A 13762-nucleotide genomic window follows, 5' to 3' on the forward strand; every position below is an offset into this window, starting at 1 on the left:
TGGCGGGAGGAAATAATGCAAGAGAATTCATTTTTTTTGAAAAAACCGCTTGGCAAATCGGGAAAGCATTTGTATTACCCCGCTCACACCGCGCCAAGCGCATTCCCTGGTAGCTCAGCGGTAGAGCATTCGACTGTTAATCGACAGGTCGCCGGTTCGAATCCGGCCCGGGGAGCCACTTTTTTCCACAGAACTGAAGTAGATAACGGCGCTAGAGCGCTCGGTTGGATCTAGTTCCGCTTCTGCGGTTCTAAAGGCTGATCAATGCGGCCGCGCTTATAGCAGCGCATTTTTGCAGTTTTATTGCACCTGCCTCGCGGTAGTGATTTCCGCGGAGGCTCGTTCGGTTCGATCACCGCATCTTCGTTGACCTGTCTTTCCCATTCATGCCAGATTGCCGCCGCTTGTCAGCCAGGCACCAATGCCGGCGGGCAATTCGGGGATATCGGCCAAATTCGGCGGATTGGGGATAAAATGGCTGAGAATACGAGCTTTCGTGGTGGGGTGGCGCTGGGCTGGATTCTGAGCGCGATCGTTATTCTTGCATTGGCGGCCGATGCGGCTGTCGATCTCTTGGTGCCGTCATTGATTGGCCCGCAGATGGCGGAGACGGGCTTTCCCGCCAATCTGGCTACGGTGGTGGGTTTGATCATCCTCGTCAGCGTTGCTCTTTACGCAATTCCGCGCACCGCGGTTCTTGGAGCGATCCTTGCGACCGGGTTCTTCGGCGGTGCCATTTGCACCCATTTGCGTCTCGGAGAAATCGGTTCTCCACCACAACTTATCAGTTTATTGCTCGGCATCATGGCGTGGGGTGGCCTCTATCTTCGGGATGAACGTATTCGGTGCTTGCTGCCCCTGCGTTCGGTGAGTGGCTGAAAGTCGGGCCCGCGCCTCACTTGCAGTTTTTTGCGGTGCAATAACAGTATCTTGCGTCGCACCTTATCTCGGCGGCAACCGCGAATGATAGCGGGCTAAAGGGATTGTTCCAACATGAGATATCAACGACCTGCAAGAGCTTGGGGAGCCGACTTCCGGGCTGGTATATGTGGTATTTCTGAAAAAATTAGTTCAAGGTATGGTTGCTCTCGCGAATGTGAGGGCATGTTCATGTGCCGTTAATGCGATGCGGCACATGAACGTGATGCGCGATCCGCGCAGCATAGTCCCCCAATGCTTTAGAGGTTCGACATGAAAAATCTGATTCTTGCTTCTGCAGTAGCTGTGGCGTCGGTCTTTGCCTTCAGCGTGCCGTCCGAGGCCGCTCCGATGCATCATCGTCATTATCATCAGCACCATCATCATCGCTGTCATGTAAAGAAGGTAAAGCGCAAGGTTCATGGACGCTGGGTTATCCGCCATGTGCGCGTCTGCCGCTGATCGGAAGCGCTAGGAAGCGGCGCGGATTCCTCTTAAAACAATAAGGCCGCCGCCGGAGTTCCGGTGGCGGCCTTATTGTTTGTGTTATTCCTCGCAGTGACCCGCCGCCTACCTTGTGTCCGGCGTGAGCTCGGCAGGTATCATTCCGATAAGGCAACCGGCCGCACTAAGGCCGAATCTCGAATATCACGCCGCCATGGCGGCGATGATGATAGCGACGGTCGTCCCGCCATCCGTCATCCCAATGGCGGCGGCGATCCCAGCCGCGGTCACCATGCCAGTGACGGCGATCGCGATCACGCCAGTGGGGACGGTCGCGATCACGCCAGCGGGGACGGTCGTCATCGCCCCATCGGCGCGATCCTTGCTCTTGCACAAAAATAAGATCCGACGCTCGCGATATAGATGGATTGCTCGGCGGCGCGGCCATCGCGGGCAGGGCGGCGGGTAGCGCGAAGCCTATAGCCAGCGTCACGCTCAAGGCGAGTGAAGCAAGGTGGTGTTTCAAGTTTCCAACTCCTGTATTCAGCCATGTCCCTTTTCATCGCTAAACGTCAGGGCAGCGACTAGGTTCCCCTTTTCGTTGACTGGAGATCCTTGTGACACGCGTATTGATCGCAGGAGGAGCCGCTGATTGCGGGTGCTACAATAAAAAAGGGGGCAGGCAGGGAAAGCCGGCCCCCTTCCTTCTCTGATCGGAGGTCAAGTCTGATCAGGTTAGAAGTTGCGTTCGAAGCGCAGGATGCCCGAAACAGTGTCGTCGTGGGCATAGTCATAGTGAACGTAAGTCAGTTCCGGCTCGACCAGGAGGTTCTTGACCGGGTTGAACTTCAGGTTCGTGGTTGCTTCGAAGATCTTCGAGTCGCTGTAAGCAAGCTGCAGGTTCCACTTCAGCTTATCGTTGACCGGAACGCCGACGCCGCCCCAGACAGCCCAGTCACCCCAGCCGCACTTCGATGCGTTGACGGTGCCGTTCGGCGCCGTGCAGGCGGAGACGTCCTGGTTGGTGCCGGCATACTTGTTGAGCTTGTCGCCGTCGGTGTTCCAGCCGCCCATCAAGAAGGCCGTGAATGCGCCGAAGTCAGCATCGATACGAGCCTTGACAGCGCCTTCTTCGACGATCGAGTCATAACCGCCGACAACCTTGAAGCCCCATGCGCCGGACTTGAAGCCAGCACCGGCAACGACGTCCGGAGCGTAGTGGTTCGTCCTGTCGTCCGTCCACCAGCTTGCACCATAAGATGCCGAACCGGTCGTAGCAGAATTGGAATCTTCAAGCGAGATCACAGCCGAGAAGCCGTTGCCACCGTCATATTCATAGGTCAGCTGGTTCAGTTCGTACGGGCCGTCATAGATCACGTCGTCGTTGATGACGTCGCCGGCGTAGCCGATGTACAGGTTGTACTGCGAGTCCTTCTTACCAACCGTAAAGCCGCCGAGGCTGATGTAAGACCACAGCAGGTTGGTGGAGGTGGAGCCGCCATCGTTCCAGTCCCAGCGAACGATGGTTTCGGTCTTCAGCGGACCGTATTCGGTGTCGGTTGCGGTATCAACGTTCAGTTCGGCGCGGGTATGCCACAGCGTGCCCTGATGGCTGTCACGGTTGTAAGCGTTGTACCACTCACCTTCGGTACGTACCTTGCCGCCGATCTTGAGGCAGGTTTCCGTGCCCGGGATGAAGAAGTAGCCAGCACCGTATGCGTCGCAGATGCGGACGTATTCCAGCGGCTCCGGCTCGGCTGCTACGATCGCATCAGCCGCGTGAGCACCGGATACTGCTGCAAGCGCAGCAGCGGAGCCGAGAAGAAGGCTCTTGATGTTCATAATAACTCCAATCTTTCTTGATTGGGCATGAGATATCGCGCCGAAAGACGACGTGCCCAACCCCATCCCGTTCATGTTCCCTATCAGTAGGTGCGAAGTAATAAGCTTCGCGAACTATTTCCTGAACCTGCTTCGGTGATTTGGCAAGATACTAAGGGTATGGAACTATATGTGTACTACTTGAAATCCGACGTTGTTGCAAAAATGACGCAATTCGCCGAGCCTCCCGGCCACAACGCCGTTGGATCGCACTTGAATAGGCTTTATTCCACGAACAAGAAAAGCGTCTACACCTCCGCGCGTTAGAGGCGACGGCGGCCTGATGTGGGCGGTGACCCATAGACATTTTACCGAGCCACGAGTGTTGAAATAATTGTCGGGCGGAAAAACTGAGCATCATCCTATAGCGGAGAAGATGGCAGCTCGTCTGGCATTCCACCTCGTTGCGATTGCAGCTATCTGGCCGTGGTGCGTCCGACGACATTACTGGGGGCGTAGTCTCGTCGGACGCGGCACTGTCCGGTCTGTGGGTGGCGTACAAACCGGTAGTACTAATTCTAGCATCTACCTTAGGTGCCTATAACCTACCTGAATGGGCTGGCATCGACCGCACCTTCGGACGGGTGACGATCCCCCTAATCGGCAATGTTCTTTTGCTCCTAAGATCCGGTTGGTTCGCGATAATTCGGGGCGATTGGCAGAGCATCCGGGTTCGCCCGCTGTCGGGAGCTGCGCCTCATGTTGCGGTCGGTCTTTGCCGATGCAAATGAAGGGTCGGGTAGGCGCCTCTGATTGTCTATATCGGGCGTGTCCCGTCGGCCTGAAACCGAGCCGCGCGTTAAGGCCGAGGGGGTCGGCATTTTGCTCGCCCGCATGAGCAAATATCTTTTCGGAATGAAAAAAGGACAGGATTCGGAATGAACCCTCTTGCGGTTTTCTTTGGATCATTCTAAATCCGCGCCACCACAACGCAAATTGCTTTCGGATGGCCTCGTGGCGGAGTGGTTACGCAGAGGACTGCAAATCCTTGCACCCCGGTTCGATTCCGGGCGAGGCCTCCATCTCTTTCAAAACTGATTTATAAATATCTGATTTCGTTTTGTGTTTTCGGCTGTGGCAATCGTTGCCCCTGAGCTTTCCTTCGCATTCACCGCCTATAATGATTTCGGTGGTTCCATCCAGCTAATCAAAGCCTCGAGCAAAGGATCGCTACGCCGTGATCAAGCGAGATGGCGGCCGGAGCATTCACCCTAGCGGCTGGGCACGGCGTTTCCTTGCGGTGGGATGAACTTGGATTTCGGGTTTATGAAGAGCCGCCAGCCTGGCGAATATGTGCCAGTGAATTCGCGATCCATTAAAAGCAAAAGCGGTCCAGTCTAGGGAAAAAACTGGGCCGCCTTTTGCTGGACTAGAGGTCAATCAAATTCAGCATGCTAATTATAAGCTGTACTTAGTATTTGTCAACGGAGATGCGAGGCTGTGCCTTCGTGTATCGCGCACGGTGTTCTTCCCTTGATGGCAATCCTCTTTCGCAAGAGCGTCTCCGCTGTGCATTCGGTTCGCGATATTGGCGGAAAGGGCCGTCACCTGGATTGGTGCTCGAAAATTTGGGACATGTCCGCAGCGGCGTTGCCGCATGGAATATCGGGCCTTGCTGGCGGGCCTATTCCTCAAGGCATGGAAAGGCGAATTTATAGGCGCGCGCGATCAGAGAACTGGCGGGCCGCTCCAGTTGCCAGGAATGCTCCGCCATCCATTTGCAGGCTATCGTCGTTGCCTTTGTATTGCTGAGCTCGGGCGGCAGACAGAAAGCGCCCACGAACTGTTGAAGGTAGCGCTCGTAGCGCGACGAGTTCTTAGGCGTCTGCTTCGTGGCCCGGATCGTCAGGTTCTTCGTTCGCTGGGCCTCATCGAGAATGCCCTGAATATAGACCGAAGCGAGCGTTCGGTCCTCTTCGCACCATTCGTCGAGCTGCTTTCCGGTAACGACATGTCCGATGATCGGGGCTGTGTCTTTCGCCTCATCCTCGCTTGATGTTTCCTCGCTCAACGCGACTTGGGGCAGGAGAAGGAGAAGGGCTGCGGCGAAGAGCGAAAGCCTCATTCGGAAAACCTACATCATCGAGGAAAGACTCGCGGCCAGAAAAACCACCAGCGGCAGCGACGTTACGACGAAAAGAACGAGAGAAACAGGCATCCCAGCCACCTTCTATTCAAATTTCATATCTGGGCCGAATGGCTTCGGGCCGGAAGGTCGATTGGTCACCACACGGGTCCAACGCATTGAAGCGTGGTCGCGCGAAGTTAACATTTTGCTAACGGGTGTCTCGGTCCGGAGCATGGCGGATCCGCAAGATGTTGCATATCCCGGATGTGGGGGCGCTGACTTGCAGCTGACTTGTATTTGCGGATGTCAATTGTTGTTCGTCGGCGACGCCTCGCCATGAATCTCTGCGGCTGTTGCCGCAATGCCTTGAAAGCGCGGCGTCAGGCGATTAAGACACGCGTAACAGAAAGCAGAGCCAGGTCGTTCTGGCACCAAGGGCGCAAGAGGATAAGATGGATTTCGAAGCAGCGCGCGTGAAGATGGTCGAGAACCAGATCCGGACGACGGATGTCACCTCCCATTCCGTGTTGAATGCATTTTTCGCCGTGCCGCGCGAAAATTTCGTACCGGAGAAGTCGAAGCTCCTGGCCTATGTCGATTGCGATATCGAGGTCGCTCCTGGCCGTTTCCTGATGGAAGCCTCCCCACTTGCAAAGCTGCTGCAGCTCGGCGCCATTACTAAGAATGACAAGGTTCTCGATGTCGGCTGCGGTACGGGTTACGTGTCCGCCGTCTTGTCGCTTCTCGCCGGTAAGGTTATCGCGCTTGAATCGAACGAGGAGCTTGCGGCTCAGGCGAAGGCTAATCTTGCCGCGCTTGGCTACGACAATGTGACCGTCGTTGGCGGTGACCTTGAAAAGGGGCATGCCGCCGATGCACCCTATGATGTGATTTTCCTCAACGGTTCGATCGAACAATTGCCGCAGGGCCTGCTGGACCAGCTCGGCGAAGATGGCCGCCTTATCACCGTTATCGGCTACGGCCATGCCGCCCGCGCCACTGTTTTCATGCGCGAACGCGGTGCGTTTTCGGAAAATGTCTTCTTCAACGCCTCGATCAAGCCGCTGCCGGGCTTTGCCAAGGCCAAGGAATTCGTCTTCTGATTTCGTGAAGGTCCGATGATTGAGCTTGCGACAGGCGCCTTCGGGTGCCTGTTTTTTATTGTCCCGCCCTGTGGCAGAATCACGCTTAGCAGAGCGATTCGTCGTGATCGTAACAAAACTGTGCATCACCGGGTTTAGTGCTTTTCAGGTGATTTTGTTCCCGAAGACAGTCATCTAGGGTGGCCCTGATTCGGGTGCCGCCTGGCGAGTTTATGGTGCGAGTTTCCGGTCGTCGAATATGGGAAAACGGGGATGAATATGGCTCAGCCAAATGTAGTGCGTGAACCGTCCATGGAAGAAATTCTGGCGTCGATCCGCAGGATCATCGAAAGCAACGAACCCGTAGGTGCCAAGCCGACCCCCGTGACGCATTTTGCCGGCTCCGGCGTGCGTGACGACGACATTCCTTTGACTGTGGATGAAGAATTCGCCGCCGCCGATCGCGCACGCGCTGCCGAGCAGGATCCGCGTTTCGTTGCGGCAAATTCGCAGGTGCCCGCTGTCGAGCCGGAAGCTGCAGGCCGTGGTCTGTCGCTGGCCGATGTTGCCGCGCGCGTGCGCGCTGCGTCCGAACGCAATACCGCCGCCTTGCTGAATGCCGGGCGGGAGCCGCAGCCGCGCGAGCTGCCGCCGGCCATAGCCGCACGCCTCGCCGAGGTACACGTCGAGCCGATCGACGATGTCCCTCTGAGACAGGCCATTGCAGATGTCGCCGCACCGGTCGCTCAGCCTGTTATGCGGGCGGTGGCCGAGGGTGAACCTGAGATGGAAGCGCAGAGGCCAATGGTTGCTTCTACGGCGCCTCAGGTCGCAGCACCCGTCGAGGCCCCTATTTTTGAGGCGCCGGAACCAGCCGTTGCCATGGAAGTGGAAGCGCCCCCCCCATCGGCCCAGGCCGTGTCTGTGTCTCCACTGCTGTCGGAAGCCGCCGGCGCACAGGTTTCCCGCTCCTTCGAGGAGTTGGCCGCCATCGTCGACGGCGGTCCGCGCCGCTCCCTTGACGAGTTGGCCCAGGAGATGCTGCGCCCGATGCTGCAGGAATGGCTCGACGATAACTTGCCGACCCTTGTGGAGCGCCTCGTGCGTGAGGAAATTGAAAGGGTGGCTCGCGGTTCGCGCCGCTGACAAGCCTGAGCTTCGGGTAGCCGATCCGCCGCTCCGGGCTCCGGGGCGGCTTTTTTATTGACTTGCCCACAGCCATCCTATTTACAACCCGCATCACCCAGTCCTCTAGATCCGGTCCTAAAATGCTCGACAAAACATATGATTCCGCCACCGTCGAACCGAAGATCGCCCAAAAATGGGATGAGGCCGACGCCTTTCGCGCCGGCGCGAACGCCAAGCCGGGCGCGGAAACCTTCACGATCGTCATACCGCCGCCGAACGTGACCGGTTCGCTGCACATGGGCCATGCGCTGAACAACACGCTGCAGGATATCATGGTGCGGTTCGAGCGCATGCGCGGCAAGGACGTTCTCTGGCAGCCGGGCATGGACCATGCCGGCATCGCCACGCAGATGGTCGTCGAACGCCGTCTCGCCGAACGGCAGCAGCCGGATCGCCACAAGATGGGGCGCGAAGCCTTCATCCAGAAGGTCTGGGAGTGGAAGGACGAGTCCGGCGGGTTGATCTTCAACCAGCTGAAGCGCCTCGGCGCTTCCTGCGACTGGTCGCGCGAGCGCTTCACCATGGATGAGGGCCTGTCTAAGGCCGTTCTCGAGGTCTTCGTCACGCTCTACAAGGAAGGTCTGATCTATCGCGACAAGCGGCTGGTCAACTGGGATCCGAAGATGCTGACCGCGATTTCGGACATCGAAGTCGAGCAGCACGAGGTCAACGGCAATCTCTGGTACCTGCGTTATCCGCTGGAACCGGGCGTTACCTATCAGCATCCGATCGCCTTCGACGAAGCGGGTAAGCCGACGGAGTGGGAAACGCGCGATTATCTCGTTGTCGCCACCACGCGTCCCGAAACCATGCTCGGCGATACCGGCGTTGCCGTTAATCCGGAAGACGAACGCTACAGGCCGCTCGTCGGCAAGCATGTCATCCTGCCGATCGTCGGTCGCCGCATCCCGATCGTTGCCGACGAATATCCGGATCCGACGGCCGGAACGGGCGCGGTCAAGATGACGCCTGCGCATGATTTCAACGACTTCGACGTCGGCAAGCGCCGCGGCCTGCGCGTTGTCAACATTCTGACGCCGGAAGCAACCATCACCATTAAGGACAACGAGGATTTCCTTGAAGGTCTCGACAACCCTGCAGCCCTGCACGGGGCCTGGGACGAGCTGGAAGGCAAGGACCGCTTCGAGGCGCGCAAGATCATCGTCCGCATTTTCGAAGAATCGGGCCTGCTGGACAAGATCGAGCCACACAAGCACATGGTTCCGCATGGCGACCGTGGCGGCGTGCCGATCGAGCCGCGCCTGACGGAACAGTGGTATGTCGACGCCAAGACGCTCGCCGAACCGGCGATCGCCTCTGTCCGCGAAGGGCGCACGAAGCTCGTTCCGAAAAGCTGGGATAAGACCTATTACGATTGGATGGAAAACATCCAGCCATGGTGCGTTTCCCGTCAGCTGTGGTGGGGCCATCAGATTCCGGCCTGGTACGGTCCCGATGGCCAGGTCTTCGTCGAAAAGACCGAGGAAGAGGCACTGCAGGCCGCGATCCAGCATTATCTTTCGCATGAAGGGCCGATGAAGGCCTATGTCGAGGACCTGCTGGAGAACTTCAAGCCAGGCGAAATCCTGACGCGCGACGAAGACGTGCTCGACACCTGGTTCTCGTCGGCGCTTTGGCCTTTCTCGACGCTCGGCTGGCCGGATGAGACGCCGGAATTGGCACGCTACTATCCGACGAACGTCCTCGTCACCGGCTTCGATATCATCTTCTTCTGGGTTGCCCGCATGATGATGATGAGCCTTCATTTCATGAAGGACGAGAGTGGTGAGCCTGTCGAGCCGTTCAACACGGTCTATGTTCACGCCCTGGTGCGCGACAAGAACGGGCAGAAGATGTCGAAGTCCAAGGGCAACGTCATCGATCCTCTTGAGCTGATCGATCAGTACGGTGCCGATTCGCTGCGCTTCACGCTGGCGATCATGGCCGCACAAGGTCGCGACGTGAAGCTCGATCCTGCCCGTATCGCCGGCTACCGTAATTTCGGCACCAAGCTTTGGAACGCGACGCGCTTTGCCGAAATGAACGGCGCCAAGAGCGATCCGCATTTCGTGCCGGAAGCCGCAGAGCTCACCGTCAACCGCTGGATCCTGACGGAGCTGGCGCGTGCAGAGCGTGACGTGACCGAGGCGCTGGAAAGCTTCCGCTTCAATGATGCGGCAGGCGCTCTCTATCGCTTCATCTGGAACCAGTTCTGCGATTGGTATCTCGAGCTGTTGAAGCCGATCTTTAATGGCGAAGATGAAGGCGCCAAGGCGGAGGCACAATCTTGTGCAGCCTATGTGCTCGAAGAGACCTACAAGCTGCTGCATCCATTCATGCCCTTCATGACCGAGGAGCTCTGGGCTCATACGGCGGGCGAGGGCAGGGAACGCGACGGCCTGATCTGCCATGCGGATTGGCCGGCACCGTCCTATGCCGACAATGTCGCCGCCGATGAAATCAATTGGCTGATCGATCTGGTCTCCGGCATTCGTTCCGTTCGCTCGGAAATGAACGTGCCGCCGGCTGCAACGGCACCGCTGGTCGTTGTCGATGCCAACAGCCTGACGCGCGAGCGCCTGTTCCGTCATGACGCCGCCATCAAGCGGCTGGCGCGCGTGGAATCGGTTTCGCTAGCCGATACCGCACCCAAGGGTGCCGCCCAGATCGTCATCGGCGAGGCGACCGTCTGCCTCCCGCTCGGCAACCTCATCGATCTCTCGGCCGAGAAGGCGCGTCTCGCAAAGGCAATTGCCAAGAACGACCAGGAGATCGCCCGCATTGTTGGCAAGCTTTCGAACGAGAAGTTCGTTGCCAATGCCAATCCGGACGTCGTCGCTGCCGAGCGCGAGCGTCTTGGCGAACTCGAGGGGCAGCAAGCAAGCCTCAAGGTGGCGCTGGCCCGGGTAAGCGAAGCCGGCTAGGACATGCGTGCTATCAAAGATGAGAAGCACAAGAAGCGAAGCTGAGAAATCGCGATTCGCTTGAGGAAGTAGATGTCTGGGATCGAAAAAGGCACGCGGTGTTCGCGCGTGCCTTTTGTTTATTTCCCTCGATTCGATGGGATTGATCGGATCTAACGTCCCAGGTCCGCCGCCAGTTTCGCACAGGCGAAACAGATTACTCATAAAGTGCTTGATACAATCGAAAAGCAAAACTGTTGTCATATTGTAACAGAATTGTTGCTGTGAAGAATGAAAATCTCTCTGGGGCTCGAAAATGCTGTTTCGGAAGAAAAAATCACCTACGCCAAGAGATTTTGAGAGGCGGGGTTCGTCTTCTTACGTAAATCAATCGCTCTCTTACATGGCCGGTGCTCTTGTGCGCCACATTGCCAATTCACGCGATCATCGCAACAATCAAGCCACTGAATGCACATGTGGGGGAGATACAATGGCATTTTCTGTTGCGCTGAGGAGCGCACTTACACTCGTTATTAGCTCGTCTTTTGCCAGCGCTGCCTTTGCGGGCGGCCTTGATCGTGGCGGCTATGACATCGATCTACTCTTCGACAAGGGCCGCTACGCTTTCGAGTCGGGTGTTACCTATGTCATGCCGGACCGCAAGCTGAAGAACGCGAAGGATATCAATCCGGCCAACGGCAATCTCAATAATCGTAGCCGTTCGAACGATCCGTCCGAAAATTTCGCAATCCCTTATGTCGGCTTCAAGATCGGCATTACCGACAATATCGACTGCATGGCCGACTATTCGCAGCCCTTTGGCGCACATCTGAACGAAGGCGTGAATTGGGCTGGTGCAAACGACGAAACCAAGGTCAAGCTGACGACGAATAACTATTCGGCCACCTGCTCGTACAAGTTCGACGCAGGCCCAGGCCAGCTGCGCCTGATCGGCGGCGGCTTCTATCAGGAAGTCAGCGGTTACAAGTCACGCCTCGTATATGCTACGCCGGCTCCAATTTCCGCCATTTACAACGGCATGGGCTCGCTTGACATCGACGATCATGGCTGGGGCTGGCGTGCAGGCGTTGCCTATGAAATTCCGGAATATGCCTTCCGCACCAGCCTCGTCTACAACAGCCGGGTCAAGTACGACAACCTGAAGGGCACGGTTGACCTAACCGAGGTGCCGCCGCCCGTCCGTCCCGGTTTTGCGGGCAAGGTCACCTCCGTTTTCGGTTCCGCCGATGCGCCCGATTCGCTCGAGTGGAAGATACAGACCGGCATCGCGCCGGACTGGCTCGCTTTCGGTTCGGTCAAGTGGACAAACTGGAGCCTTCTGCAGAGCATCGCTTTTTGCCCGACCTCGACGCGCAGCATTTCCTGCCGGGCTAATGGTCCAACCGAGCTGACCTCGCTTGACCTGTTGTACAAGGACGGCTGGACTATTACCGGCGGCATTGGACACAAGTTCAATGACAAATGGAGCGGTGCCGTCAGCCTGACCTGGGATCGCGGCACAAGCGATGGCTATGGCATGAACTCTGATACGTGGACCCTTGGCGCAGGCGTTGCCTACAAGGCGACCGAGCATGTTCAGTTCAATTTCGGCGGCGCTCTCGGCCTGATGACCAGTGGCAAGTCCGGAACGATCACACGCGGCGGCGGCACCTATGGCGATGATGCGACCTATAGCTATGGAAACGACCTGGTCGCCGCTCTTCAGACATCGGTGAAAGTCAGCTTCTGACGATAAACCCTTATATTGAAGGAGCTTATCTGCCGATCCTTCATCTCTTAATCAGCGTCGCGAGCTCTCACGGGTTTCGCGACGTTTTTCATAGGAGCGGGAAAAGTGGAGCGTAAACCGGGCCTTCTGCCTGATTTATGGTTAAAGAAATCTTAAGTCCGATAAAATTTTTGTGACGAATTAGCAACACTCTATTTCAAGACATTGCAGCCACGTGATGAGATTACAATTTGTCCATTTCCCGCCACAAATGGGGAGCAGCGATTACGCAGGCATAGGGGCAAGCCTTATAGAAAGTGCGTAAGCGGTTGATGGGTGAACTTCCACTTTGGCATAAGCAAAAATCTGGGATCGGAGCCATGATGCTTCCGACGCGGGGGAAAAATCGTTGTCTGCCAAGGGAAGTCGTCAGCCGGACGATCTTTGATTTCCATTATCGGAAGACGATTGCGAACGCTGCTTCGGCGGCGGGGCGTGATCGCGGCCGGACAAATGCTGGTTTGGACATAATTGCAAGCTATGCTCGCAAATGTGGCAAACAGCATCGGTTGGACGCCACAGGAGCCGCCCTCTCGAAGGGCGGTCCAGTCTCGTGCGCCATCAGGGAAAACATTCGTGAAACTGGCGGCGTTTGTGCAAGCGCCGTAACAGGTCCGAATGGAGCGAAAGAAATCGACTGTTATGTTTAAGTCCGAGTTCATATCAGCGAGAGTTATGATGCTCAGCCTGTCTCTTGCCACTGCGGTGGTGCTGGCAGGGCAAGCCAAAGCATTCGACATCAATGCCGGCGTCACCAAGGAATCGGGTCCGTTCGATCTCTTCAAATTCGGCTTCAAGGCCTATAAGAACGGGCAGAAGGAAGAGGCGGTCGAAGCCTATCGGTATGCCGCCGAAAAGGGTCATACCGGCTCCCGCTGGGCTCTAGCCAACATGTATGCCGATGGCGATGGCGTGACGCAGAACGATTTCGAAGCTTTCAAGATCTATAGCGAGATCGCCCAGCAGGGCGTGGAGCCGGGTTCGGAAGACACCGGTTTCTTCATCAACGCGCTGCTGGCGCTTGCGAGCTACTACAAAAGCGGCATTCCCAATAGCCCCGTAAAGATCGACCTCAATCAGTCCCGCCAGCTTTATTTCCAGGTGGCATCCACCTTCGGCGTGCCGGAGGCGCAGTTCCAGCTGGCGCAGATGATGCTATCAGGCGAGGGCGGCGCCACCAACGTTCAGCAGGCCAAGAAATGGCTGAACCAGGCGCGCAAGAGCGGCCATCCGGGCGCCATGGCCGTTTTTGGCAATCTCTTGTTCCAGGAGGGGCAATCCATTCGCGGTCTGGCCTTCATGACGGCGGCACTCGACAAGTGCAAGCCGAAGGACTGTAGCTGGATGGAAGACATGCAGGAGCAGGCCTTCTCCATCGCCAATGAGAACGACCGCCGCGTGGCCGTTTCCATGGCTCATCAGCTCGATGTTGCAGGCCCCGATTGATTGGCATTGCATCGGGCTTCCGTCCGGAAGAGACGGGTAACTT

10 protein-coding genes and 2 tRNA genes are annotated in these 13762 nt (G+C 57.1%); 9 read left to right on the forward strand and 3 right to left on the reverse strand.

Going from position 1 to position 13762, the window contains the following annotated elements; translation table 11 throughout:
• Positions 1–103: 103 nt before the first annotated feature.
• The 3 genes from AC13RE_RS00435 to AC13RE_RS00445 all read left to right on the forward strand — a co-directional run bounded on the left by AC13RE_RS00435 (position 104) and on the right by AC13RE_RS00445 (position 1380).
• A tRNA-Asn gene (locus AC13RE_RS00435) sits at positions 104–178 on the forward strand.
• A gap of 296 nt (positions 179–474) precedes the next feature.
• Positions 475–879, forward strand: coding sequence for a DoxX family protein (locus tag AC13RE_RS00440; protein WP_488484869.1), 405 nt, complete (start codon positions 475–477; stop codon positions 877–879).
• Between the two features lie 312 nt (positions 880–1191).
• Positions 1192–1380 carry a hypothetical protein gene (locus tag AC13RE_RS00445; protein WP_488484870.1) on the forward strand — a complete coding sequence of 63 codons (189 nt, stop codon included), beginning with the start codon at positions 1192–1194 and terminating at the stop codon, positions 1378–1380.
• Between the two features lie 186 nt (positions 1381–1566).
• On the opposite strand, the gene AC13RE_RS00450 is transcribed toward AC13RE_RS00445, so the two are convergent.
• Both AC13RE_RS00450 and AC13RE_RS00455 read right to left on the reverse strand, forming a co-directional pair.
• Complete coding sequence (locus AC13RE_RS00450) at positions 1567–1725, reverse strand: hypothetical protein (protein WP_015339671.1); 159 nt, start codon at positions 1723–1725, stop codon at positions 1567–1569.
• Between the two features lie 372 nt (positions 1726–2097).
• A complete protein-coding gene (locus AC13RE_RS00455; protein ID WP_132716460.1) occupies positions 2098–3204 on the reverse strand; it encodes a porin in 1107 nt (368 codons plus the stop codon).
• A 987-nt stretch (positions 3205–4191) separates the two neighbouring features.
• Between AC13RE_RS00455 and AC13RE_RS00460 the strand changes: the two genes are divergently transcribed.
• Positions 4192–4265: transfer RNA gene (locus AC13RE_RS00460), tRNA-Cys, on the forward strand.
• A 602-nt stretch (positions 4266–4867) separates the two neighbouring features.
• Here the strand turns inward: AC13RE_RS00460 and AC13RE_RS00465 are convergent.
• Entirely contained in the window at positions 4868–5308 is a 441-nt protein-coding gene (locus tag AC13RE_RS00465; RefSeq protein ID WP_112338269.1) for a Rap1a/Tai family immunity protein, read from the reverse strand.
• Between the two features lie 455 nt (positions 5309–5763).
• Here AC13RE_RS00465 and AC13RE_RS00470 point away from each other — a divergent pair, with 455 nt between their 5' ends.
• The 5 genes from AC13RE_RS00470 to exoR all read left to right on the forward strand — a co-directional run bounded on the left by AC13RE_RS00470 (position 5764) and on the right by exoR (position 13719).
• The gene (locus AC13RE_RS00470) at positions 5764–6414 is read left to right on the forward strand and encodes a protein-L-isoaspartate O-methyltransferase family protein (protein WP_132716461.1); all 651 of its coding nucleotides are present in this window, start codon (positions 5764–5766) and stop codon (positions 6412–6414) included.
• 252 nt (positions 6415–6666) lie between these two features.
• Positions 6667–7539, forward strand: coding sequence for a PopZ family protein (locus tag AC13RE_RS00475; RefSeq protein ID WP_488561594.1), 873 nt, complete (start codon positions 6667–6669; stop codon positions 7537–7539).
• Between the two features lie 122 nt (positions 7540–7661).
• Positions 7662–10505, forward strand: coding sequence for a valine--tRNA ligase (locus AC13RE_RS00480; RefSeq protein WP_488561595.1), 2844 nt, complete (start codon positions 7662–7664; stop codon positions 10503–10505).
• A 469-nt stretch (positions 10506–10974) separates the two neighbouring features.
• The gene (locus tag AC13RE_RS00485) at positions 10975–12234 is read left to right on the forward strand and encodes an OmpP1/FadL family transporter (protein WP_488561596.1); all 1260 of its coding nucleotides are present in this window, start codon (positions 10975–10977) and stop codon (positions 12232–12234) included.
• A 681-nt stretch (positions 12235–12915) separates the two neighbouring features.
• Positions 12916–13719, forward strand: a complete 804-nt coding sequence (exoR, locus tag AC13RE_RS00490; RefSeq protein ID WP_112338273.1) for an exopolysaccharide production regulator ExoR — start codon at positions 12916–12918, stop codon at positions 13717–13719.
• Positions 13720–13762: the final 43 nt, after the last annotated feature.

The sequence above is a fragment of the Martinezella sp. CNPSo 3959 genome (genome assembly GCF_057784355.1).